Source organism: Nocardioides marinquilinus, assembly GCF_039543705.1.
In the GTDB taxonomy this organism is placed as follows: domain Bacteria; phylum Actinomycetota; class Actinomycetes; order Propionibacteriales; family Nocardioidaceae; genus Nocardioides; species Nocardioides marinquilinus.
In genome coordinates this window covers 32506-56299 of the sequence record NZ_BAABKG010000005.1, presented here as the reverse complement: position 1 = coordinate 56299, position 23794 = coordinate 32506, and the positions used below count along the sequence as shown (strand labels likewise).

General features: G+C 76.1%; 16 protein-coding genes and 1 tRNA gene. 7 read left to right on the top strand and 10 right to left on the bottom strand.

Annotation, left to right across the window (positions count from 1 at the left end):
* Positions 1 to 37 precede the first annotated feature (37 nt).
* The 3 genes from ABEA04_RS18115 to ABEA04_RS18105 are packed head-to-tail and all read left to right on the top strand — an operon-like array spanning position 38 to position 2726.
* A complete protein-coding gene (locus ABEA04_RS18115) occupies positions 38 to 1270 on the top strand; it encodes a fatty acid desaturase family protein (RefSeq protein ID WP_345461946.1) in 1233 nt (410 codons plus the stop codon).
* 11 nt (positions 1271 to 1281) lie between these two features.
* Complete coding sequence (locus ABEA04_RS18110; protein ID WP_345461943.1) at positions 1282 to 1632, top strand: hypothetical protein; 351 nt, start codon at positions 1282 to 1284, stop codon at positions 1630 to 1632.
* Between the two features lie 47 nt (positions 1633 to 1679).
* On the top strand, positions 1680 to 2726 hold the full coding sequence (locus ABEA04_RS18105; RefSeq protein ID WP_345461940.1) for a sulfotransferase family protein: 1047 nt from the start codon (positions 1680 to 1682) through the stop codon (positions 2724 to 2726).
* 16 nt (positions 2727 to 2742) lie between these two features.
* Here ABEA04_RS18105 and ABEA04_RS18100 read toward each other — a convergent pair whose 3' ends face one another.
* From ABEA04_RS18100 to ABEA04_RS18060, 9 genes are read right to left on the bottom strand one after another with little or no spacing between them, the layout of a single operon-like run.
* Complete coding sequence (locus ABEA04_RS18100; protein ID WP_345461937.1) at positions 2743 to 5529, bottom strand: stealth conserved region 3 domain-containing protein; 2787 nt, start codon at positions 5527 to 5529, stop codon at positions 2743 to 2745.
* Positions 5526 to 6311, bottom strand: a complete 786-nt coding sequence (locus tag ABEA04_RS18095; protein ID WP_345461934.1) for a hypothetical protein — start codon at positions 6309 to 6311, stop codon at positions 5526 to 5528. Before ABEA04_RS18095 ends, ABEA04_RS18100 begins: the two co-directional genes overlap by 4 nt.
* A complete protein-coding gene (locus ABEA04_RS18090) occupies positions 6308 to 9043 on the bottom strand; it encodes a stealth conserved region 3 domain-containing protein (protein ID WP_345461931.1) in 2736 nt (911 codons plus the stop codon). Before ABEA04_RS18090 ends, ABEA04_RS18095 begins: the two co-directional genes overlap by 4 nt.
* The gene (locus ABEA04_RS18085; protein WP_345461928.1) at positions 9040 to 10017 is read right to left on the bottom strand and encodes a hypothetical protein; all 978 of its coding nucleotides are present in this window, start codon (positions 10015 to 10017) and stop codon (positions 9040 to 9042) included. The genes ABEA04_RS18090 and ABEA04_RS18085 overlap by 4 nt, the downstream gene beginning before the upstream one ends.
* A 37-nt stretch (positions 10018 to 10054) precedes the next feature.
* The gene (locus ABEA04_RS18080; protein ID WP_345461925.1) at positions 10055 to 10603 is read right to left on the bottom strand and encodes a hypothetical protein; all 549 of its coding nucleotides are present in this window, start codon (positions 10601 to 10603) and stop codon (positions 10055 to 10057) included.
* Positions 10604 to 10641: 38 nt separating this feature from the next.
* A complete protein-coding gene (locus tag ABEA04_RS18075; protein ID WP_345461922.1) occupies positions 10642 to 11736 on the bottom strand; it encodes an ATP-dependent DNA ligase in 1095 nt (364 codons plus the stop codon).
* A 10-nt stretch (positions 11737 to 11746) separates the two neighbouring features.
* The gene (gene hutI / locus ABEA04_RS18070; RefSeq protein ID WP_345461919.1) at positions 11747 to 12904 is read right to left on the bottom strand and encodes an imidazolonepropionase; all 1158 of its coding nucleotides are present in this window, start codon (positions 12902 to 12904) and stop codon (positions 11747 to 11749) included.
* Positions 12901 to 14181: a formimidoylglutamate deiminase gene (locus ABEA04_RS18065; RefSeq protein ID WP_345461916.1), complete on the bottom strand. Its 1281-nt coding sequence runs from the start codon at positions 14179 to 14181 to the stop codon at positions 12901 to 12903. The genes hutI and ABEA04_RS18065 overlap by 4 nt, the downstream gene beginning before the upstream one ends.
* Positions 14178 to 15389 (bottom strand): allantoate amidohydrolase, encoded by a 1212-nt coding sequence (locus tag ABEA04_RS18060; protein ID WP_345461913.1) that lies wholly within the window; start codon positions 15387 to 15389, stop codon positions 14178 to 14180. The genes ABEA04_RS18065 and ABEA04_RS18060 overlap by 4 nt, the downstream gene beginning before the upstream one ends.
* Before the next feature lie 58 nt (positions 15390 to 15447).
* Between ABEA04_RS18060 and hutH the strand changes: the two genes are divergently transcribed.
* From hutH to ABEA04_RS18045, 3 genes are all read left to right on the top strand, one after another.
* Positions 15448 to 17025 carry a histidine ammonia-lyase gene (gene hutH / locus ABEA04_RS18055; RefSeq protein WP_345461910.1) on the top strand — a complete coding sequence of 526 codons (1578 nt, stop codon included), beginning with the start codon at positions 15448 to 15450 and terminating at the stop codon, positions 17023 to 17025.
* A complete protein-coding gene (hutU, locus tag ABEA04_RS18050) occupies positions 17022 to 18695 on the top strand; it encodes a urocanate hydratase (protein WP_345461907.1) in 1674 nt (557 codons plus the stop codon). Before hutH ends, hutU begins: the two co-directional genes overlap by 4 nt.
* Before the next feature lie 701 nt (positions 18696 to 19396).
* A tRNA-Gln gene (locus tag ABEA04_RS18045) sits at positions 19397 to 19478 on the top strand.
* Positions 19479 to 19536: 58 nt separating this feature from the next.
* On the opposite strand, the gene ABEA04_RS18040 is transcribed toward ABEA04_RS18045, so the two are convergent.
* Positions 19537 to 22062 carry a SpoIIE family protein phosphatase gene (locus ABEA04_RS18040; protein ID WP_345461905.1) on the bottom strand — a complete coding sequence of 842 codons (2526 nt, stop codon included), beginning with the start codon at positions 22060 to 22062 and terminating at the stop codon, positions 19537 to 19539.
* A 216-nt stretch (positions 22063 to 22278) separates the two neighbouring features.
* On the opposite strand from ABEA04_RS18040, the gene glmU reads away from it, so the two are divergent.
* A complete protein-coding gene (gene glmU, locus ABEA04_RS18035) occupies positions 22279 to 23787 on the top strand; it encodes a bifunctional UDP-N-acetylglucosamine diphosphorylase/glucosamine-1-phosphate N-acetyltransferase GlmU (RefSeq protein ID WP_345461901.1) in 1509 nt (502 codons plus the stop codon).
* Positions 23788 to 23794: the final 7 nt, after the last annotated feature.

Here is a 23794-nt window from a genome sequence, read left to right as displayed (position 1 = left end):
GCACCAGCACCCGACCAGCACCGACCGGAAGGACACCATGGCCATCTCCGACGTCAAGGAGTACGCGCACCTCACCGACGAGCAGGTCGAGGAGCTCGGGCGCGAGCTCGACGCGATCCGCGCCGAGATCGAGGCGTCGCGTGGTGACGACGACGCCGCCTACATCCGCCGCCTGATCGCCGTGCAGCGGTGGATGGCGGCCGCGGCCCGCGTCGTGATGATCGCGACCCCGCACGACGACCGCACCCGCACCCCCGGCGCCGTCGTCGGCGGCACGGTGCTCGGCCTGGCCAAGATCCTCGAGAACATGGAGATCGGCCACAACGTCATGCACGGCCAGTGGGACTGGATGAACGACCCCGAGATCCACTCCTCGTCCTGGGAGTGGGACACCGCGCAGCCGGCCGAGCAGTGGAAGCACAGCCACAACTACGTGCACCACCAGTTCACCAACGTCCTGGGCCACGACAACGACATCGGCTACGGCATCCTCCGCATGGCCCGCGAGCAGCGGTGGACGCCGTTCACGCTCGGCCAGCCGGTCTACAACGCCCTGCTCGCGGGGCTGTTCCAGTGGGGCGTCGCGCTGCACGACCTCGACCTCGAGCGCATCCGCAAGGGCGAGAAGGACCCGAAGGAGATGAAGCGCCAGCTGAAGCAGATCTGGCGCAAGGGCCGCAACCAGGCGCTGAAGGACTACGTGGTCTACCCGGCGCTGTCGGGCCGGCACTGGAAGACGACGCTGGTGGCCAACGCCTGGGCCAACTTCATGCGCAACATCTGGTCCTACGTGATCATCTTCTGCGGCCACTTCCCCGACGGCGCCCTCCACTTCACCGAGGACGAGCTCGAGGACGAGACGCGCGCGGAGTGGTACCTGCGCCAGGTGCTGGGCGCCGCGAACTTCGAGGGCGGCGAGCTCATGCACATCATGAGCGGCAACCTCGGCTACCAGATCGAGCACCACCTCTTCCCCGACCTGCCGAGCAACCGCTACGGCGAGATCGCGGTCAAGGTGCGCGCGCTCTGCGAGAAGTACGACCTGCCCTACACGATCGGCCCGCTGCACCAGCAGTACGGCCAGGCGCTGCGCACGATCATGAAGCTGACCCTGCCGAACCGGTTCACCTCCTCCGACTCGCCCAACCCGCCGCCGCCGGAGCAGGAGAACACCGTCCCGATCGACCGTCGTCGCAAGTCGGAGTCCGACCGGCCGCGGCGCCGCGCCGAGACCGGCACCTGGTCGCGGTCGGCGTCCGGCGCGTCGTGAGCGGCTCGGCGGTGCCGAGGGTGGCCGGCCTGGACGGCGAGCCCGCCGCGACCGACGGACTGTTCGCCTGGGAGGACGGCGCGCTCTCGCGTGCCCGGGTCACCCAGTGCGCGCTGAGCCGGGTTTGCGGCGCCTGCGGTCGCCCGCTCGGCCGGCCGGTGGTCTTCGTCGGGACCGTCGACGAGCACGCCGACAACACCTTCCACGCCCCGCCGATGCACGTCGAGTGCGCCGAGCGGGTGCGCGGGCTGCTCGGCACGGGGTGGGAGGCGGCGCGCACGTCGGGGTTCGAGTTCGTGCGTCCGATCACCGGCGACGTCGACCCGCGGCCGCGCTTCCAGCCGAACTCGCTGCTCGACTGAGCCGCACGTCGCCGTCCCGGGGCGACGGGCGCGATAGCGTCACCGCCGTGGAACGGGTCGTCGTGGTCGCCGGAGCCGGACGCAGCGGCACCAGCACGGTCGCCGGGGCGCTGACCCGGCTCGGGCTCCTCCTTCCCGAGCCGCACGTGCCGCCCGACGAGACCAACCCGCGCGGCTTCTACGAGTCGCAGTGGGTCGTCGACTTCCACAAGTCGCTGCTCAATCGGGGGCCCGCCGTCGTCCGCACCCTCGACTCGCGGCCCGAGGCCGCCGGGCTCGCCGCGCGGGTGCCGGACGACGGTGACGCGGCGCGGCTCGGCGCCTGGCTCGACCGGTGGTCCGACGAGCCGCAGCTGCTCGTCAAGGACCCCCGGGCCTTCTGGTTCCACGACCTCTGGCGGCGCGCCGTCACCGACCGCGGTGCGCGGCTGGGCTTCCTGACGATGCTGCGCCACCCCGCCGAGGTGGCCGCCTCCCGCGACACCCACTACACGCCCACCGACCGCGGCGAGGCGTTCCGCCGCCGGCGTGCCACCGCCAACATCGCCGGCTGGTGCATGGCGTGCCTCGAGACCGAGAGCGCCACCCGCGACGACCGTCGCGTCTTCGTCCGCTACGCCGACCTGCTCGCCGACTGGCGCACCACGCTCGGCGGCGTGGTCGAGCGGCTCGACCTCGACGTGCCCCTCCCGTTCGCCGACCCGCACCCGGTCGACGAGTTCATCGAGCCGTCGCTGAACCGGTCGGAGGCCGGCTGGGACGGCGTCGACGTCCCCGACACCCTGCGCGCCGTCGCCGAGGGGGTCTGGGAGCAGATGAACCGTCTGGCCGACGACCCCGCCGACGCCGCCGCGCCCGCGGCCCTCGCCGCCCTGCGCGCCGACTACGAGCGGCTCTTCGACCACGCCGTCGGGGTCGCGCTCGACCACACCAACGCCCGCGAGGCCCTCGTCCGCCGCAAGGTGCGGGCCAGCGTCCGCGCCGACTACGAGGCGCAGATCGCCGAGCTCGAGCAGCAGCTCGAGGAGGCACACGCCGACGACGAGGACGCCGACGAGCCGCCCACGCGACTGCCGTGGCGCCGGCGCCGCTGACCGTGCCGCCCCGCGGTCACCTCTCCCAGGGGGCAGCCACCGGCAGGTAGGTCTCCAGCACCCGGGTCACCAGGGCGGTGACGACCTCGGGGTCGCGGGCGAAGTCGTGCTGGTCGGCCAGGCAGAACCCGTCGCGGTCGCGCTCGAGCAGGTCGAGCAGCCGGCGCCGCACGGTGGCGGCGCTGAGGTCGACGAACGCCCAGTCGGCCTGCGCCACGTGGGCGGTGCCGGTGGCCAGGCCGTAGTGCTGGGCCAGCGAGCTGAGCATCGAGACGTCGGTCGGGGAGCGGAACGGCGCGCGGGCCGTGGCCGCTACCGCCTCGGCGAAGCGGGCCTCGACCTCCCGCAGCACCGATACCCGGTGGGCGTAGGGCGCGTGCGCGAGCGTGGTCACCAGCTCGACCCCGAGCGCGTCGTGCAGCAGCCGCCGGTTGTTCTGCGCCGCCCACGCCCACGGCAGCCGCTGCTCGCCGGGCAGCCCCACCAGGCTCGTGGAGGGGACGACGGCCGTGGTGCCGCCGGGACCGAAGAACGCCTCGGGCCGCGTCGGCCGGCCGAGCACGAAGTCGTCGTTGAGGTAGACGAAGTGCTCGGCGAGCCCGTCGATGCGGTGCAGCGCCGTCTCGATGGCGTGCGAGTTGAAGGTGGGCAGGGCCTCGGGCGGCAGCAGGTCGGCGTGGTCGACCAGGTGGATCCGCGGGTGGTCGACGTCCAGCCAGGCGGGCACCTGCCCGGCGGTGACGACGTGGATGCGGCGCACCCACGGCGCGAACAGGTGCAGGCTGCGCAGGCTGTAGCGCAGCTCGCCGCGGTCGAGGTAGCGCGCGCGCCCGCTCGAGGCCCGCTCGCGCAGTCGCGGGTCGTCGAGCGCGTCGAGCCGGGCCGCGCGGGCGGCGTCCCAGGCGGGGTCGCTGCCGTCGACCCAGGTGTAGACGGCGTCGACCTCGCCGCGCAGCTCGAACGGCGTCGGCACCAGCGTGCCGGGCAGCACGGGCACCTCGACGTCGTGCACCCGGCCGACCACGGTGCCGTCGCGGACGACGTCCGGCGGCACCTGCGTGGCGTAGGTGGCCCCACCGGGGGAGTGCAGCGCGCCGTCCGGCCCGGCCTCCCACAGCTCGACCGCCACCCCGCAACCGCGCAGCAGCGAGGCCCACGGCCCGGGTCCGAGGTCGAGCGGGCCGGTGCCGCCCCCGTCGTCCGCGGCCCCGGCTCCACCGACGCGCGGCCACGGCTCCACCAGCAGCCGCGGGGAGCGGGCGCGCAGCAGCGGCGCCACCATCTCCTCCGGTCGACCGCGGCGGCTCGGCCAGCCGCGCGCCTCGGGGTCGTGCAGCGACAGGTACGGCGGCAGCGCGCCGCCGGCGCCGAGGGCGCGCACCACGGGCTCCCGGGCCGCCATCGGCACGACGACGGTGGGCGGGTCGTCGCCGTCGGTCACGGTGGCCGCGGTGCGGTGCGGCGGCAGCACGAACCAGCCCCGCTCGCCGACCGCCGCGCGCACCGCGGCCGCGACGGCCGCCAGCGCCTCGTGGCGGCAGCGCTGCGGCGTCAGGCCCGCACCCTCGTGCCCGTGCGGGGCGACGTCGGCGTCGGGCGGCGGGGTCGGCGGCGCCTGCGCGTGGACGACGGCGCTGCGGCCCGCCCCGCCGGCCGCGTGCGAGCGCCGCTCGACCGCCGTGCCGAGCACCTCGACCCACCGGTCGGTGATCGCCGCGCTGTCCCAGCCGGCCGCGGTGGCGAGCGCCGCCTCGCCCAGCCGCTGGCGCTCGGCGTCGTCGGTGGCCAGCCGCAGCAGCGCCGCCGCCAGCGCCTGCTGGCCGCCCTGGGTGACCAGCAGGCCGTCGACGCCGTGGTGGATCTGGTCGCGCGGGCCGGTGGGCATGTCGTAGGCCACCACCGGGACGCCGGCCGCCATCGCCTCCTGGATGACGAGCGGGAAGCCCTCGCCGGGCTGGGAGGTGAGCGCCGAGATGCTGCCGCGGGCCCACTCGGTGGTCATGTCGGTCGTGGGGCCGGGCAGCTCGACCCGGTCCCACAGGCCGTGGCGGCGCGCCGTCGCCATGATGTCGAACCGCGCGGGGCCGTCGCCGAAGATGCGCACCCGCCAGCCCGGCATCCGGTCGGCCACCTCGGCGAACGCGCCGACCAGCGCCGGCCACCGCTTCTCGTTGTCGAGTCGGCCCGCGGCCACGATCACCGGCTCGGTGAGCCGCGAGCGCGGCCGGTACCCCGGCGCCAGCGCGTTGGGGACGACGACCACCGGCGGCGACGACGCCCCCAGCTCGCCGCGCAGCCAGTGCGCCATCGGCTCTGTCAGCATCGCGACCGTGTCGGCCCGCCGCGCCCGGTCGAGCAGCAGGTCGCGGCCGTTGGGGCGCGAGTGCGAGGCCCGGTGCTCCTGGTGCACGACCGCCGTGCGCGCCGGCGCCAGCTGCACCGCGTAGGCCAGCATCGCCGGCGTCACCGTCACCAGAACGTCGGCCTCGAGGCCGGGCAGCGCCGCCTCGAGGGTGACGTCGGCGTGGGCGTCGAGCCCGGGGTCGGTGCCCAGCGGCACCTGCAGCGGCGGCCGCCCGGTCAGCGACGGGTCGGCGCCCGCACCGGGGCGCAGGTCGGCCAGGTCGCGGACGACGACGCGCGGGTCGAGCGGGAAGTGGTGGCCGTCGTCGCGGCGGTAGACGCTGAGCACCTCCACCGAGGTGACCTCCGGCCGCGCCACGAGCGCGTTGGCCTGGGTCGCCACGGCGCCGGCGGTGCCGCCGCGGTCGTGCACCGTGGCGATGAGGAACGCGACCCTCACGACGCCGCCCCCGCGCCGTCGTCCGCGGCCCGCCGGTGCACGGCCAGCCGGCCCTCGCGCTGCCAGCGCAGCTCGACGGCGCCACCCGGCACGTCCGGAAGCGGCGGCAGCAGGACGGCGGCGTTCGGCCGCGCCACGACGTGCGCGGTGCGCAGCAGCGGGACGCCGTCGACCTCGAGCCGGGTGGTGCCCGCGGGCAGGTCGGGCAGCGCGCCGAGCACCGCCGTGCCGTCGACGACCCCGACCGTGTGCGGACCCACGCGCAGCACGCCGTCCGCCCGGTCGAGGTGCAGCGCCACACCCTCGTCGAGCGCGGTGAGCCCGAGCACGCCGACGCCGCGCTGCCGCGCCGTGCGGCGCACCTGCACCGCGCCGTCGACGACCTCGACGCTCAGCTGGTGGCGGCGGTCGCGGGTGCGCGGCTCGGGCACGGCGGCGTCGCCGGGCCCGGACGGCGACTCGTCGCCGGCCCACGTCACCGGCGTCTCGGCGCGCCCCTCGCCGGCCACGAGCGCGAGGACGACGTCGTCGCGCCCGGCCGGGGCGAGCCGCGCCAGCGCGGCCGCGACGGGCACGACCGCCGAGCGCACCGACGGGTCGCGCGGGTCGGGCCCGGCGTCGACGTCGATGGCGAGCCCGTCGCCACGGAGCCGCAGCACGCCGTCGCCGCGCACCGCGAGCCAGAGGTGCTCGCCGTCGAGCACCCGCGCGAAGACGGCCTCGCACGGCTGGTCGGCCTCGGAGCCGCCGAGCCGCGACAGCAGCCCGCCCACCCGGCTCACGCCTCGCGCTCCCACGGCGCCGCGACCGGCAGGTAGGCCTCGAAGAACGCCGCCAGCAGCGCGTCGAGGCGCTCCTGCCGCATGCCCTGGTCGTGGTGGTCGCCCACGCACAGGAAGTCCTGGTCGCGGTGCAGCGCGCGGGCCAGCTGCCGGTCGAGGTCGGCGCTGCTGAGGTTGAGGTAGGTCAGCGGGTGGTCGGCCAGGTCGGCGAGGTAGGCGGTGCCGGTGAGCAGGCCGTAGTGCTGGGCCAGCGAGCTGAGGGTGGCGACGTCGTCGTCCCCGCGGAACGGCGTGCGCGCGGTGGCCGCCAGCGCCTCGCCGAACCGGGCCTCGACCTCCTGCAGCACCGAGACGCGGTGCGCGTAGGGGGCGTGCGCCAGCGTGGCGGTGGTGACCGCCCCGAACGCCTCTCTCAGCAGTCGTCGGTTGTTCAGCGCCGCCTTCGCGAACGGTGCGGGCTCGGGCCCGCCGTCGTCGTCGAGGCCGACCGCGAGCCGCGCCGGGAAGACCGAGGTCAGGCCCGAGGAGGAGAACAGCGCCTCGGGTCGCAGCGGCCGGCCGAGGAGGAAGTCGTCGTTGAGGTAGACGAAGTGCTCGGTGAGGCCGGGGATGCGGTGCAGCGCGGTCTCGATGGCGTGCGAGCTGAAGGTCGGCAGGGCCTCGGGCGGCAGCAGGTCGGCGTGGTCGACCAGGTTCAGGCGCGGGTGGTCGGCGTCGAGCCAGGCGGGCACCTGCCCGGCGGTGACGAGGTGGATGCGGCGGATCCACGGGGCGAACAGGTGCAGGCCGCGCAGGCTGTAGCGCAGCTCGCCGCGGTCGAGGTAGCGCGCCCGCCCGCTCGACTCGCGGGTGTGAGCAGTGCTCGCGCCGGTCGGGTCGAGCGCGGCCAGCCGCGCCGCCCGCGCCGCCTCCCAGGCCGGGTCGCGGCCGTCGACCCAGGTGTAGACGGCGTCGACCTCGAAGCGGCACTCGGCCACCGTGGGCGCCACCAGCAGCGGCAGCGACCGGACGGCGACGCCGTCGACCTCGGCGTCGACGACGCCGATCGCGTCGAGGCCGGCCCGGTCGCCGGGCAGCCGCGTCGTGTAGGGGTTGCGGCGCGGCGCCACCATCGAGCCGTCGGGCCCCGACTCCCAGAACTCCACCTCGACGCCGCACCGCTGACCGGCGAGCGTGGTGAGCCCGCGCACCGCGGGCCACGGCTCGAGCGCCACCACCGAGGTGCGGCCACGACGCAGGGACGTCGCCAGCTCGGCCACCCGGCCGCGGCGCTCGGGCCAGCCCGACTCGCCCGGGTCGCGCAACGACAGCCACGGCGGGCAGCCCTCGCGCGCCAGGGCCTGCAGCACACCGTCCCGCGCGTCCATCGGCACCACCACGGTGGGGTGGGTGCGCTCGTGGGCGGGCACGACCAGCCAGTGGTCGGTGGCCGCCCGCGCGGCGTCGACGGCCCACGCCAGCGCGGCGGTGCGGGCCTGCTCGGGCGTCGGGCCGACGGGGTCGAGGCCGTCGGTCGGGTCGTCGGCCGGTCGCGGCGGCGGCGCCAGCGCGCGCGCCTCGAGCCCGCCCGCGCCGCGACGCCGGGCCCGGGCGTCGGCGAGGACGCCGGTCCACCGCTCGGCCAGGACGGCGGCGTCCCACTGGCGCGCGGTCTGCAGCGCGCCGCGTCCGAGCCGGTGCCGCAGCGCGTCGTCCTCGGCCAGCCGCAGCAGCGCGCTGGCCAGGCCGGCGGTCGACTGCGGCGCCACCAGCAGGCCGTTCACCTCGTGCTCGACCAGCTCGCGCGGCCCGGTGGGGGAGTCGAGGCACACGGCCGGGACGCCGGCGGCCATCGCCTCCTGCAGCACGATGGGCAGGCCCTCGGAGCGCGAGGCGAGCGCGGCGATCGACGCGCGGGCCCACTGCGCGGGCATGTCGTCGACCAGCCCGGGCGTCTCGACGCGGTCGTAGAGGCCGTAGCGGCGCGCCTGCCGCTGCACCTCCGGACGCTGCGGACCGGCGCCGAGGACGCGCAGCCGCCACCCGGGCAGCCGGTCGGCCACCAGCCCGAACGCCTCGACCAGCCGCGGCACCTGCTTCTCGGGCACCAGCCGCCCGGCGGCCACGATGAGGGGCTCGGCGAGCGTCGAGCGGGGCGTGTAGACCTGCGGCAGCGGGTTCGGCATCACCACCGTGGGCGGGCACAGCTCGCCCAGCCGCTCCTGCAGCCAGGCCTGCATCGCCTCGGTGGGCAGCGAGACCAGGTCGGCGCGCGGCGCGTGCGCCAGCAGCGGCTCGAGCCCGCCGCCGTGGTCGCTCGAGCTGCGGTGCTCCTGGTGCGCGACGACGACCCGTTCGGCGGTCAGCGCCACGGCCGCGGCCAGCAGGCCCGGCGTCGTCGTCACCAGGACGTCGACCGGCAGCGTCGGCAGCGTCGCCTCGAGGGCGACGTCGCACAGCCCCGTGTAGCCGGGCTCCCACTGCGGCGGCACGAGGGCCGACGCGCGGGCGTGCAGCCCGGCCGCGACGCGTTCGCCGAGGTCGCCGTGGGCCGGCCGCGCGGGGTCGCGCAGGTCGACCAGGCGCCGCAGCTCGACGCGCGGGTCGGGGGTGAAGTGCGGCCGGTCGGCTGTGGAGACCACGCTGACCAGCACCACCTCGTGGTCGGCGGCGAGGGTGCCGGCCTGCGTGACGGTCGAGCGCGCGACGCCGGTGGGCTCGTCGACGTCGAAGACCAGGAACCCGATCCTCATGACTCGTCCCCCTCCCCGTCGTCCCCGGCCCCGCCGTCGGTCTCGTGCTCCTCGGTGGGCATCACCCGCGCCACGAGGCGCCCGCTGCTGCCCCACCGCAGCCGCAGCCGCCCACCGGCGGCCAGGGACTGCCCGGCGTCCCCGGCGTCCCCGGCCTCCCCCGCGCCTGTCGGGCCGTCCGGGTCGACGACCAGCTCGGGCATCCCGACCGCCGTGGCGGGGTCGAGGTCGTTGCGCCGCCGCCGCACCGGCGCGCCGCTGCCGGCCAGCACCAGCACCGCCCGGCCGGGCTCGGACCACGCGGCCGGGTCGAGGTCGCGGACGTCGAGGACGACGTCACCCCCGCCCGCGCCGTCGGCGACCAGCGGCCAGGTCGCGAGCGTGGTGCCCGCGCGCCGCAGCGCGAGGGCGTCGTCGGCGCCGACCTCGGCGAGGGTGAGCCGGGCGCTGTGCGGCCCGACGTCGCTCAGGGCCTGCAGCCGGGCGCCGTCCGAGCGGGGCTTGCGTCGCACGACGAGGGCGCCGTCCGGCTCGCGGTCGAGCACGTAGCGGGGCCCCTCGTCGGCCTCGGGCACCGCGCCGGCGCCGGGCAGGACGTCGAGCGGCGGCGTCCGCACCGGCTGCGGCGCGGCCGTGCCCGGCGGCACCAGCACCACGGCGAGCCGGTCGGCACCGTCGGGGCCGAAGGCGGCCGCGAGGTCGAGCCGCGCGTCGAGCCAGCCGGCCTGCGCGTCGGCGGCGGGCGCGGGGTCGCCGACGACACGGCCGGCGTCGGCGTCGCGCAGGGCCAGGTGCCCGGGCCGCTCGGCCACCGCCACCCAGAGGTGGCGTCCGTCGAGCACGCCGGCGAAGACGGCCGCCGGGCGGTCGTCGGGCGGCGACGGGGCGGCGTCCGGCTCGGGCACCTCGGCCGGCAGCACCGGGGCGGCGTCCGGCTGCGCGCCGGGCTCGCCGCGACGCCTCACGAACCTCACAGGGGAGAACCTAGACGGGCGGGGCGTGCTCGCCGCGTCACATGCCGGTGTTGCCCTCGGAGCTGCCGGCCTGCTCGTCGAAGGTCTCGTGCTCGAGCAGGTGCAGCACCGGGATGCCGAGCTTGCGGCGGGCCTTGGAGGCCCAGTCGAGACGCAGCAGGTCGGCGACCACGTGGGGCGCGGTCAGCACGATCGCCTCGCGGGCCTCGACCGCCGTGGCACGCTTCTCCAGCTCGTCGACCGGCGAGCCGGCGAGCAGGGCGGTGTCGGCCACGGTCGCGCCGGCCCGCTCGAGGGCGGCCACCGACGCGGCCAGCGCGGCCAGGGAGCGGTCGCGGCAGTCCTCCTCGACGGCGTCGAGGTCGATGTCGCGCATCGGCATGCCGGGGGTGGCGAGCAGCTCGCCGCCGGAGAGCGAGCCGAGCGAGGCCTCGACGCGCGCGGCGGCGTCGTCGACGGGCAGCAGCACGTGGTAGACCACCGGCTCCTCGACGGCCTCGTGCAGCGAGCGCACCTGCCGCGCATCGAGGTCGGAGAGCGCCTGCTCCACCAGCAGGACGACGACGTACTCGGTGGGCTCGCTCATGCGCCGAGACTAAGGCGTCGCCCCAGGGTGGGCGCCCCTCACCCCGAGAGCACCTCGGCGAGGTCGTAGCTCACCGGCTGCTCGAGCTGGTCGTAGCCGCACGACGCGGGCTCGCGGTCGGGCCGCCACCGCTTGAAGTGGGCGGTGTGGCGGAACCGCCGTCCCTCCATCGCGTCGTACTTCACCTCGAGCACCCGCTCGGGCCGCAAAGGGGTGAAGGAGAGGTCCTTGCCCTGGCTCCAGCGGCTCTGGGTGCCGGGCACGCGGTCGGGGTTGGCGGTGAGGAACTCGTTCCAACGGCCCCAGGGGTGGTCGCGGATGTCGACGACGAACGGCTGCAGCTCGTCGATCAGATCGGCGCGGCGCTTCTCGGTGAAGCTGGCGCTGACGCCGACGTGCTGCAGCTCGCCGGCGTCGTCGTGCAGGCCGAGCAGCAGGCTGCCGAGCAGCGGCCGCTCGGGGGTGCTGGTCTTGTGCTCGCGGTAGCCGGCCACGACGACGTCGGCGGTGCGCTCGTGCTTGATCTTCATCATGGTGCGGCCGTTGGGCACGTAGGGCTGGCCGAGCGGCTTGGCGATGACGCCGTCGAGCCCGGCGCCCTCGAACTGGTGGAACCAGCGCTCGGCGACCGCGGGGTCCTCGGTGGTGCGGGTGAGGTGGCACGGCCCGCCCTGGCCCGCCAGGCCGGCGAGGGCCTCGGCCATCGCGGCCCGCCGCTCGCCGAACGGACGGTCGACGAACGACTCGTCACCGAGGGCCAGCAGGTCGAAGGCGACGAAGGAGGCCGGCGTCTTCTCGGCCAGCATCGTCACGCGGCTCGCGGCGGGGTGGATGCGCTCCTGCAGCACCTCGAACTCGAGCCGCCGGCCGATGGCGACGAACACCTCGCCGTCGAGCACGCACCGCGCCGGCAGCTGCGCGCGGGCGGCCTCGACCAGCTCGGGGAAGTAGCGGGTCAGCGGCTTGGTGTTGCGGCTGGTCAGCTCGACGTCGTCGCCGTCCTTGAAGACCAGGCAGCGGAACCCGTCCCACTTCGGCTCGAAGCTCAGGCCGCCGTGCGCGGCCGGGTCGGGCACGCCCTTGACGGCCTTGGCGAGCATCGGCTGCACGGGCGGCATGACGGGCAGGTCCACGGCTCCGACCCTAGGACCTGGCGCCGACACCGCCCACCCACGTGCGTGCCACCAGCGGGACGCCGGGGCGGTAGGCCAGGTGCACGTGCGAGGGCGCGTCGAGCAGGACGACGTCGGCCCGCGCGCCCACGCCGAGGTGGCCGACGTCCTCGCGGCGCAGCGCCCGGGCCCCGCCGGCCGTGGCGGCGAGCAGCGCCTCGGTGGGCGTCATGCCCATCTCGCGCACCGCGAGCGCGATGCACAGCGGCACCGAGCTGGTGTAGCAGGAGCCGGGGTTGCAGTCGCTGGCCAGCGCGACGTGCACGCCGGCGTCGAGCAGGCGGCGGGCGTCGGGGTAGGGCTGCCGGGTCGAGAACTCCACGCCGGGCAGCAGCGTGGCCACGGTGCCGGATGCCGCCAGCGCGTCGACGTCGGCGTCGGTGAGGTAGGTGCAGTGGTCGACGGCGGCCAGGCCCAGCTCGCAGGCCAGCGCGACGCCGGGGCCCGGGCCGAGCTGGTTGGCGTGCAGCCGGCCGCCCAGCCCCGCGGCCGCACCGGCGGCGAGGACGGCGCGCGCCTGGTCGGCGTCGAAGGCGCCGGTCTCGCAGAACGCGTCGATCCAGCGGGCGTGCGGCGCGGCCGCGGCCAGCATCGGACCGGTGACGAGGTCGACGTAGCCGGCCGGGTCGTCGGAGAACTCGGCGGGCACGACGTGCGCGCCGAGGAACGTCGTCTCGTCGGTGACTTGCCGCGCGATGGTCAGGCTGCGCGCCTCGTCGGCGACCGTGAGGCCGTAGCCCGACTTCACCTCGACCGTCGTCGTGCCCTGCCGCCGCATCTCGGCCACCAGCCGCGCGAGGTTGGCGGCCAGCTGCTCGTCGGTCGCCGCCCGCGTCGCCGCGACGGTGGCGCGGATGCCGCCCGCGGCGTACGGCGTCCCGGCCATGCGGGCGGCGAACTCGCCGGCCCGGTCGCCGGCGAACACCAGGTGGCTGTGGCTGTCGACGAAGCCGGGGACGACGGCCCGCCCGTCGGCGTCGACCACCTCGTCGGCGTCCGGCGCCGAGACCGCCGGGCCCACCCAGGCCACGCGGCCGGCGTCCATCACCAGGGCGGCGTCGGCGAGGGTGCCGACGCCGGGGGCGTTCGTGGTCAGCTCGCCGATGCCGGTCAGCAGGGTGCTGGTCACCAGAGGGCTCCGATCGCCTCGTCGAGCTCGCGGCCGATCGCCGCGTCGTCGTCCTCGCGGTAGACCACGCGCCCGTCGGCCACCACGTGGACGACGTCGGCCGCCGTGGCCGCGAAGACCGCCGTGTGCTCGTCGGCGCCGGTGCCGGCGGTGCGCGGCGAGCGGGTGTCGAGGGTGACGAGGTCGGCGCGCCGTCCGACGGCGATGGCGCCGGCGTCGTCGACGCCGAGTGCGTCGTGGGCGGTGGCGGCGGCCAGCAGCTCGGCGGCGCTCCAGTGCCCGCGGGTCTCGGTAGCCAGCCGCTCGTCGAGCTCGAGGGCGCGCATCTCCTCGAACGGGTCGACCACGGCGTGGCTGTCGCTGCCGAGCGTCACGCGCGCGCCGGCCTCGTGCAGCCGCCGCGCCGGGCCGATGCCGTCGGCCAGGTCGCGCTCGGTGGTGGGCGTGACGCACACGTTGGTGCGGCTGGCGCCCAGCAGGGCGACGTCGTCGTCGGTCAGGTGCGTGGCGTGGACGACGGTCGTGCCCGGCCCGAGCAGCCCGGCGTCGTGCAGCAGCCGGGTCGGCGTCACGCCGTAGGTCGCCAGGCACGCCTCGTTCTCGGCGCGCTGCTCGGAGAGGTGCACGTGCAGCGGCGCGCGCCCGGCGAACACCTCGAGCTGGTCGCGTGGCACCGCGCGCACCGAGTGGATGGCGGCGGGGCCGTCGCCCGCCCGAGCCGCCCAGCCGGCGGCGTCGCCGTCGCTGAACCGCCGCTGCACGCCCTCGACCGGTGCGCCGAACCCACTCGAGACGTAGGCGGTGTCGAGCAGCGCGACCCGCAGGCCGGCCCCGGCGGCCGCGGCCCGCACCGCCTCGCGCATCGCGTTGGGGTCGTCGTACGGCGTCCCGTCGGGCCGGTGGTGCAGGTAGTGGAACTCGCCGACCGTCGTGACGCCCGCCGCCACCATCTCCCGGTAGGCCGCCCGGGCGAGGGTGTAGTAGGTGTCGGGTTCGAGCCGGCCGGCGAGGTCGTACATCTGCTCGCGCCAGGTCCAGAACGTGCCGCGGCCGCGCTGGGTGCGCCCGCGCAGCGCGCGGTGGAAGGCGTGGCTGTGGCCGTTCGCGAGACCGGGCAGGGTCAGGCCGGGCAGCCGGGTGGCGCCGGTGGCGTCGGTCGCGTCGCCGCCGGGCTCGACCCGGCCGAACCGGCCGCCGGCGACCTCGACGACGACGTCGTCGCGCACCGCGCCGTCGACCCACGCCCGCTCGAGCAGCCAGGCAGTCGGCGTGGTCACGCGACCAGCTCTGCCAGCACGTCGGCCAGCGCCTCGACGCCGGCCAGGCAGTCGGGCATCGAGGCGTGCTCGTCGGGGGAGTGCGAGACGCCGGTGGGGTTGCGCACGAACAGCATCGCCGTCGGGATGCCGGCCGCGGCGAGCACGCCGGCGTCGTGCCCCGCGGCGGTGGGGATGACGGGCAGCCCGCCGAGCAGGCCGGCCAGCCGGCCGGTCAGCGCCGGGTCGAACTGCACCGCACCCGAGACCGACTCGGGGGTCAGCGCGGCCGTCGTCCCGTCGCGCTCGGCGCGCTCGACGGCCTGTCGCTCGATGGTGGCCACCAGCGCGGCGAGCGCCTCCTCCGAGTGCGCCCGCGCGTCGAGCCAGGCCCGCACCCGCGAGGGGACGGCGTTGGTGCCGTTGGGCGTCACGTCGACGCGGCCGAAGGTGGCGCGGTGCCCGTCGGAGCCGGCGAGCCGCGCCTGCTTGTTGGCCGCCAGCACCGTCATCGCGTAGGTGAGCATGGGGTCGGCGCGGTCCTCCATGCGCGTGGTGCCGGCGTGGTCGGCGCGGCCGGTGAGGTCGAGGCGGTAGCGGCCGTGCGGCCAGATGCCGCTGCCCAGGCCCACGGCGGCGTCGCGGTGCACCAGGTCGCGGCCCTGCTCCACGTGCAGCTCGACGAAGGCGCCGACGTCGGTCAGCAGGCCGGGTCCGCCGCCGGACACCTCGTCCTCGAGCGTCGCGCCGCGCCGGTCGTGCAGCCCGCGCACGTCGTCCCACGCCACCGCGCCGGTCGCCAGCCGCGAGCCCAGGCAGGCCAGCCCGAACCGCGAGCCCTCCTCCTCGACGAACACCGAGACGCCGAGCGGCCGTGACGGCGTCACGCCTCTCTCGCGCAGCACGTCGACCGCCGCGAGCGCCGAGACCACGCCGAGCGGACCGTCGAACGCCCCGCCCTCGAGCACCGAGTCGAGGTGCGAGCCGGTCAGCACCGCCGGTCCGCTCGCGCCCTCGGGGCGCCACCAGGCCACGGTGTTGCCCGTGTCGTCGATCGCGACCTCGAGGTCGCGCGCCAGGGCCTGCTCCACGAACCAGGCGGCGAGCTCGCGCTCGGACGGCGTGAACGGCTGCCGGAAGTACCCGCCGGCGCGGCCCGCCCGGCCGATCGGCGCCAGGTCGGCCCACATCCGCTCGAAGTCGTCGCCCCGGTCCGTCGCGCCAGCCACGGTCGCGACCCTGCCACCCCACTGGCCCCCACGCGACCCGAGGGCGTTGGATGACCCCGTGGTCACCGTCTCACCGCCGATCGCACCGTCGACAGCACCGGCGCCCGTCACCGTCGACGTCGGTCCGCTCCGCTTCGAGGACGTCGTCGCCGTCGCCCGCCACGGCGCCCCGGTCGTGCTGAGCGACGCCGCGCTCGCCGCCCTCGACCGGGCCCGCGCCGTCATCGACGCCCTCGCGGCCGGCGAGACCCCGGCCTACGGCGTCTCCACCGGCTTCGGCGCCCTCGCCACCCGCCACATCCCGGCCGCGATGCGCGCACAGCTGCAGCGCTCGCTGGTGCGCTCGCACGCCGCCGGCAGCGGCCCGCCGGTCGAGCGGGAGGTGGTGCGGGCGCTGATGCTGCTGCGCCTGTCGACCCTCGCCACCGGGCACACCGGCGTCCGCCGCGGGACCGCCGAGGCGTACGCCGCGCTGCTGACCCACGGCATCACGCCCGTCGTCCCCGAGCACGGCTCGCTGGGCTGCTCCGGCGACCTCGCACCGCTCTCGGCGTGCGCGCTCGCGCTGATGGGGGAGGGCGAGGTCGACGACGCGGACGGCGTCCGCCGTCCCGCCCACGAGGCGCTCGCCGCCGCCGGCCTCACGCCGGTCGAGCTGGCCGCCAAGGAGGGCCTGGCGCTGATCAACGGCACCGACGGCATGCTCGGGATGCTCGTCATGGCCGTCACCGACCTGCGGATGCTGCTGCGCACCGCCGACGTCGCGGCCGCCATGTCGGTGGAGGCGCAGCTGGCCACCGACCGGGTCTTCGCCGCCGACCTGCAGGCGCTGCGTCCGCACCCGGGCCAGGCCGACGCGGCGGCCAACCTGCGTGCGCTGCTGGCCGACTCGCCGGTCGTCGCCTCGCACCGCGGCCCCGACTGCAACCGGGTGCAGGACGCCTACTCGCTGCGCTGCTCGCCGCAGGTGCACGGCGCGGCCCGCGACACCGTCGCCCACGCCGCCACGGTCGCCGGGCGCGAGCTGGCCTCGGCCGTCGACAACCCGGTGGTCGTCGACGACAGGGTCGAGTCGAACGGCAACTTCCACGGCGCCCCCGTCGGCTACGTGCTCGACTTCCTCGCCATCGCCGCCGCGGACGTCGCGAGCATCAGCGAGCGCCGCACCGACCGGTTCCTCGACCGCGCGCGCAGCCACGACCTGCCGCCGTTCCTGGCCGCCGACCCCGGCGTCGACTCGGGCCACATGATCGCCCAGTACACCCAGGCCGGGATCGTCTCCGAGCTCAAGCGGCTCGCCGTCCCGGCCTCGGTCGACTCCATCCCCTCCAGCGCGATGCAGGAGGACCACGTCTCGATGGGCTGGGCCGCCGCCCGCAAGCTGCGCCGCAGCGTCGACGGCCTGGCGCAGGTGCTGGCGATCGAGGTGCTCACCGCCGCGCGCGCCCTCGACCTGCGGGCGCCGCTCGAGCCCGCCCCCGGCACCGGCGCCGTCGTCCGGCTGCTGCGCGACGCCGGGGTCGAGGGCCCCGGCCCCGACCGCCACCTCGCCCCCGAGATCGCGACCGCCGTCGGGCTGGTGCGCTCGGGCGCCGTCCTCGCCGCCGTCCAGTCCCAGATCGGAGACCTCGCATGACCGAGCCGCACGAGACCAACCCGCGCCTGCCCGTCCGGGCCGCGCACGGCACCCGGCTGACCGCGCGCTCGTGGCAGACCGAGGCGCCGCTGCGGATGCTGATGAACAACCTCGACCCCGAGGTGGCCGAGCGTCCCGAGGACCTCGTCGTCTACGGCGGCACCGGCAAGGCGGCGCGCGACTGGCCGTCGTACGACGCCATCGTGCGCGAGCTCACCACGCTCGAGGACGACGAGACGCTGCTGGTGCAGTCGGGCCGGCCGGTCGGCGTCATGCGCACGCACGCGTGGGCGCCGCGGGTGCTGATCGCCAACTCCAACCTGGTCGGCGACTGGGCGAACTGGGAGGAGTTCCGGCGTCTCGAGGACCTCGGCCTGACGATGTACGGCCAGATGACCGCGGGCTCCTGGATCTACATCGGCACCCAGGGCATCCTGCAGGGCACCTTCGAGACCTTCGCCGCCGTCGCCGACAAGCGGTTCGGCGGCACCCTGGCCGGCACCATCACCCTCACCGCCGGCCTCGGGGGCATGGGCGGCGCGCAGCCGCTCGCGGTCACGATGAACGACGGCGTCTGCATCTGCGTCGACGTCGACGCCGCGCGCATCGCACGGCGCATCGAGCACCGCTACCTCGACGAGCAGGCCGACTCGGTCGACGACGCCGTCGCCCGCGCCGTGGCCGCGCGCGACGCCCGCCGTCCGCTGTCGATCGGGCTGGTCGGCAACGCCGCCGAGGTCTTCCCGCAGCTGCTCGAGATGGGTGCGCCCGTCGACGTCGTCACCGACCAGACCTCGGCCCACGACCCGCTGTCGTACCTGCCGGTCGGCGTCGCGGTCGACGACTGGCACGACGCGGCCGAGCGCGACCCCGACGGCTTCACCAAGGACGCCCAGGCCTCCATGGCCGCGCACGTGCGGGCGATGGTGGAGTTCCAGGACGCCGGCGCCGAGGTCTTCGACTACGGCAACTCGATCCGCGACGAGGCCCGCAAGGGCGGCTACGACCGCGCCTTCGAGTTCCCCGGCTTCGTGCCGGCCTACATCCGCCCGCAGTTCTGCGAGGGCCGCGGCCCCTTCCGCTGGGCGGCTCTGTCGGGCGACCCCGCCGACATCGCCGCCACCGACCGCGCCGTCCTCGAGCTGTTCCCCGACGACGAGAAGCTGCGCCGCTGGATCACCATGGCCGGCGAGCGCGTGCACTTCCAGGGCCTGCCCGCCCGCATCTGCTGGCTCGGCTACGGCGAGCGCCACCGCGCCGGCCTGCGGTTCAACGAGATGGTCGCCTCCGGCGAGCTGAAGGCGCCGGTGGTCATCGGCCGCGACCACCTCGACTGCGGCTCGGTCGCTTCCCCCTACCGCGAGACCGAGGCCATGGCCGACGGCTCCGACGCCATCGCCGACTGGCCGCTGCTCAACGCCCTGGTCAACACCGCCTCGGGCGCCACCTGGGTCTCGATCCACCACGGCGGCGGCGTCGGCATCGGCCGCTCCATCCACGCCGGCCAGGTGATCGTCGCCGACGGCACCGACCTCGCCGCCGAGAAGATCGAGCGCGTGCTCACCAACGACCCCGGCATGGGCGTCATCCGCCACGTCGACGCCGGCTACGACCGTGCCTCCGACGTCGCCACCGACCGCGGCGTCCGGGTGCCGATGCGGGAGTCCTGAGGTCGCTCGGGCCGGGTGGGCCGCTTGTGCCGCTCGGGTCGCTCGGGTCGGGTGGGCGGTGCGTGGGCCACGGTTCGGGGACGTCGGAGGGTGGCTGGGGCACCGCCGGCCGGGCTGGGTCGGGTGGGCGGTGCGTGGGCCACGGTTCGGGGACGTCGGAGGGTGGTTGGGGCACCGCCGGCCGGGCTGGGTCGGGTGGGCGGTGACCTGGTTACCGAATCTGGGCCACGAACGGGAACCAGCTCACCGCCGCCCCGGGCCGGCTCTGGGGAGCGGTGCGTGGGTTACCGAACGTCGTCCGGGAACGGGAACCAGCTCACCGCCGCCCCGGGCCGGCTCTGGGGAGCGGTGCCTGGGTTACCGAACGTCGTCCGGGAACGGGAACCAGTTCACCGCCGCCCCGGGCCGGCTCTGGGGAGCGGTGCGTGGGTTACCGAACGTCGTCCGGGAACGGGAACCAGTTCACCGCCGCCCCGGGCCGGCTCTGGGGAGCGGTGCGTGGGTTACCGAACGCCGCCCGGGAACGGGAACCAGCTCACCGCCGCTCCAGGCCAGCCATGGGGAGCGGTGCGTGGGCTACCGAACGCCGGCCGGAAACGGGAACCAGCTCACTGCCGCCCCGGGCCAGCCCCACGCCCACCGAGCCACCACCACACCACCACCCACGCCGACCCCACTGGCCTAACCTGCTCCCAGCGCATTCCCCGGTTGGTCTGCCGGCAGGGCCCGCCTGACTTTGAATCAGGACTAGCGACGTAGGTTCGACTCCTACCCGGGGAGCCAGCGCGGCCGTCCCGCCGCCCCGAGGACGACGACGTTCGGGGACACCGAGGACGACGTCCTAGCCCCGCACCCGCACCGCGATGCACGCGATGTCGTCGTCGAGCTCGTCGGGGGCCACGTGGGCGAGCACCCGGTCGCACAGCGCGGCGGGGTCGGTGCCGGCGTCCACGAGATCGCCGAGCAGCGCGGCCAGGGCGTCGATGCCGTCGTCGATCGAGCCGCCGCGGCGCTCGACGAGCCCGTCGGTGTAGAGCAGCAGCACGCTGCCGGGTGCGAGGTCGACGTCGTGCTCGCGGCGGCGGGTGGCGCTGTCGACGCCGAGCAGCAGGTCGGGGTCGCCGTCGTCGAGCCGGCGCACCACGGACCCGCCGGCCGTCGTCGGCTCGACCAGCAGCGGCGGCGGGTGGCCGGCGCTGGCCCACCGCAGCCGCGCGCCGCCGGGCCGGGCGGTGAGGCGGGCGGCGACGGCGGTCGCACTGGTCTCGAGGCGCAGCCGGTCGATGGCGGAGTCGACGTGGCACAGCAGGTCGGCGGGACCGTGGTCGGTGGTCACCGCGATGCCGCGCAGCATGCTGCGCACCTGGCTCATCGCCGCCGCGGCCGCGGTGTCGTGGCCGACGACGTCGCCGATGACGACCACGACGTCGTCGTCGACCCCGAAGGCGTCGTACCAGTCGCCGCCGACGCGCGCGGCCTCGGCAGCGGGCGCCCAGCGCGCCTCGACGTCGAGCCCGGCGAAGTGCGGGACGGCGGTGAGCACGCTGCGCTGGAAGCCCTCGGCCAGCTCGCGCTGCTCGGCGTAGAGCCGCGCGTTGTCGAGGGCGAGGCCGGCGCGGCCGGCGATGTCGGAGGCGTCCGCGAGGTCGCGCTCGGTGAAGGCGCCGCGCTCGGCGGAGCGGAACACGCTGAGCAGCCCGACCACCCGGTCGCGACCGCGCAGCTGGACGACGAGCGCGCTGTCGGGCTCGAGCGCGGCCAGCAGGTCGCGGGCCTCGCCGTGGTCGAGGGTGCGCCCGGCCTGCTCGGCGAAGTCCTCGGAGACGACGATGACCTGCTCGTCGTGCAGCACCCGCGCCAGGTAGGAATCGTCGTGCAGCGCGGTGGCCCGCACCTGCGCGTAGCGCTCGACGGCGGCGCGGCGCTCGGGGTCGGCGTGCCAGGTGCCGGCGTGCGAGAGACGCGCCCGCCACGACGTGCCGGTGCTGGTGGGGGCGTCGACCAGGCTGACGACGCTCCAGTCGCCCAGGTCGGGCACGACCAGCCGGGCCAGCCGGCGCACGGCCTCGTGCGGGTCGAGGGTGTCGGCCAGCGCGGAGGTGACCTCGGCCAGCAGCTCGGTGCGCTCGGCGGCCAGCCGGGCGGCGTCCGCGTCTCGCCGTCGCTGGCTGACGTCGAGGAAGTAGACGGCCAGGCCGTCGAGGGTCGGCAGCGCCCGGATCTCGAACCAACCGTCGAGCGGCGCGGGGTAGTAGGCCTCGAAGGTCACCGGGCGTCCGGTCTCGACGGCGCCGCGGTAGTGGCGCTCGAAGTCCGACCCGACGGTGGCGGGGTAGAGGTCCCACACGACGCCGCCGAGCAGGTCGGCGCGGTCGGCGCCGAGGATCCGCTCGGCCTCGGCGTTGACGAAGGCGATGCGCCACTCGCGGTCGAGCATCAGGTAGCCGGTGGCGATGGCCTCCAGCACCCGCGAGACCCGCGCCTCGCCCTCGTGCACGGCCGTGGTGTCGTAGGCGGCGCCGACCACGCGCGCGGCCTCGCCGTCGGGCCCGGCGACCGCCTGACCGCGCGCCCGCACCCAGCGCTCCTCGCCCGAGGGCAGCGCGATGCGGTACTCGGCCTGGTAGATCCCGAGGGTCGCGATGGCGTCGGCCAGGGCCCGGTTGACACGGTCGCGGTCGGCCGGGACGACGCACTCGGCGAACGCCTCGATGGTGCCGCCGAAGGTCTCGTCGTCGAGCCCGAACAGCTCGAAGAGCCGGTCGTCCCAGCGCAGCTCGTTGGTGGCCAGGTTCCAGTCGAAGGCCCCGACCCCGGCGGCGTCGACGGCGAGCTGCCAGATCAGCCGGTCCTGCTCGTAGTCGGCCTCCAGGGCGGTCAGCTCGAGCTCGGAGACCACCGGTCCGGCCAGCCGCCGCAGCGTCTCGACCTCGTCCTCGGTCCACGTGCGTGGCTCGGGCCCGAAGACGCACAGCGCGCCGACGCACCGCCCGCCCGAGACCAGCGGGACGCCGACGTAGGCGGCGACGACGCCGGCCACGACGGGCGGCATCGCGGCCACCCGGGGGTCACGGGCGGCGTCCTCGATCACCACGGCCGCCTCGGTGGCGGTGACGAGCGAGCACACCGTGCTCTCGACGGGGTCCTCGGAGCCCGCGGGGGACGCCGCGCCGACCCCGCTGGTGACGACGGTGACGTCGGTGACCACCGAGACCTGCGCCGACTGCACGCCGAGCAGGTCGGCCGCGAGCCGGGTGAGCCGGTCGAGCGCCGGGGTGACGGCCGGCCGGTCGAGGAGTCGCCGGGCGCGCCGCAGGCGAGCGGCGTCGGGCGTGCCTGCAGCGCGGTCGTCGTCGACCTGTGCCACCTTCACCGCCTCGTCGCTCGTGCACGCGTCCGCTCGCCTGCCCCTCTCAGGGTGACACGTGGGGGCCGACGCCGCGGGCGAATCGGCCCGTTGCCGGGTGACCTCCGACTCACGGGCGCCTCCCCGGGTGGGACGGCGGGTGGGACGGCGGGTGGGACGGCGGAGGGGGCCTCGCCGAGCACCCCGCAACGGGTGGCGAGCACCTATGGTGGCTCGGTGCCTCCCGACCTCACCGTCATCGTCCTGGCCGCCGGCGGCGGCACCCGCATGCGGTCCAAGACGATGAAGGTGCTGCACCCCGTGGGCGGACGCAGCATGGTCGGCCACGTGCTCGCCGCCGTCCGCGCCACCGAGCCGCGGCGCGTGGTCGCGGTCGTCGGGCACCAGCGCGAGCAGGTCGGCGCGCACATCCAGGCCCTCGAGCCCGACGCGCTGCTCGCCGTCCAGGAGACCCAGCAGGGCACCGGCCACGCCGTCCGCGTGGCGATGGACGCGCTCGTGGACGCCGACGGGCCCGACCGCACCGCCGCCGGCACGGTGCTGGTGGCCTACGGCGACACCCCGCTGCTGCAGGGGGAGTCCCTGCGGGCCTTCGTGGCCGAGCACGAGGCCGCCCAGCGCGCGGTCAGCATCCTCTCCGGCGTGCTGTCCGACCCGTTCGGCTACGGCCGGGTGGTGCGCGACGACGACGGCGACGTGCTGGCCATCGTGGAGGAGAAGGACGCCAGCCCCGTGCAGCGCGAGATCGCCGAGATCAACTCCGGCATCCTCGCCTTCGACGCCGGCTTCCTGCTCGAGGCGCTGCCGCGCCTGGGCAACGACAACGCCAAGGGCGAGTACTACCTCACCGACACCGTCGGCCTGGCCCGCGACGCCGGCCTCACCGTCGGTGCCCACGCGATCGACGACGTCATGCAGACCGAGGGCGCCAACGACCGCGTGCAGCTGGCCGAGCTCGGCCGTGAGCTGAACCGCCGCGTCGTCGTCCGGTGGATGCAGCAGGGCGTGAGCGTCATGGACCCCGCCACCACCTGGATCGACGCCGACGTCGTGCTCGCCCCCGACGTGACGCTGCTGCCCGGCGTGCAGCTGCTCGGCGCCTGCGTCGTCGGCGAGGACGCCGTCATCGGGCCCGACACCACGCTCAAGGACTGCGAGGTCGGCGAGGGCGCCCGGGTGGTGCGCGCCCACGGCGAGCTCGCGGTCATCGACGCCGGCGCCAGCGTCGGGCCGTTCGCCTACCTGCGCCCCGGCACCCGCCTCGGCGCCCGCGGCAAGATCGGCGCCTTCGTCGAGACCAAGAACTCCACCATCGGCGAGGGCGCGAAGGTGCCCCACCTCACCTACGTCGGCGACGCCGACATCGGCGAGGGCAGCAACATCGGCGCCGGCTCGGTCTTCGCCAACTACGACGGCGTCGCCAAGCACCGCACCCGCATCGGCCGCCACGTGAAGACCGGCTCGAGCAACACCTTCGTCGCGCCCGTGGACGTCGGCGACGGTGCCGGCACGGGCGCGGGCGCCGTCGTGCGGCGCGACGTCCCGCCCGGGGCGCTGGCGGTCAGCAGCGGCCCGCAGCGCAACCTGGTCGGCTGGGCGCTGCGCCGTCGTCCGGACACCGACCAGGCCGCCGCCGCTCGCGAGGCCCTGGCACAATCGAGCGCGGCAGAGACGGCCCCCGGCGACGACGGGCCCGACCACCCCCCGACCGCCGCGCACCACTAGGCACCAG

Coding starts and splice junctions, on each gene's coding strand:
- ABEA04_RS18115 (WP_345461946.1), top strand. CDS start 38: ATGGCCATCTCCGACGTCAAGGAGTACGCGCACCTCACCGACGAGCAG.
- ABEA04_RS18090 (WP_345461931.1), bottom strand. CDS start 9,043: ATGAGGATCGGGTTCCTGGTCTTCGACGTCGACGAGCCCACCGGCGTC.
- ABEA04_RS18080 (WP_345461925.1), bottom strand. CDS start 10,603: ATGAGCGAGCCCACCGAGTACGTCGTCGTCCTGCTGGTGGAGCAGGCG.
- hutU (WP_345461907.1), top strand. CDS start 17,022: ATGACCGAGCCGCACGAGACCAACCCGCGCCTGCCCGTCCGGGCCGCG.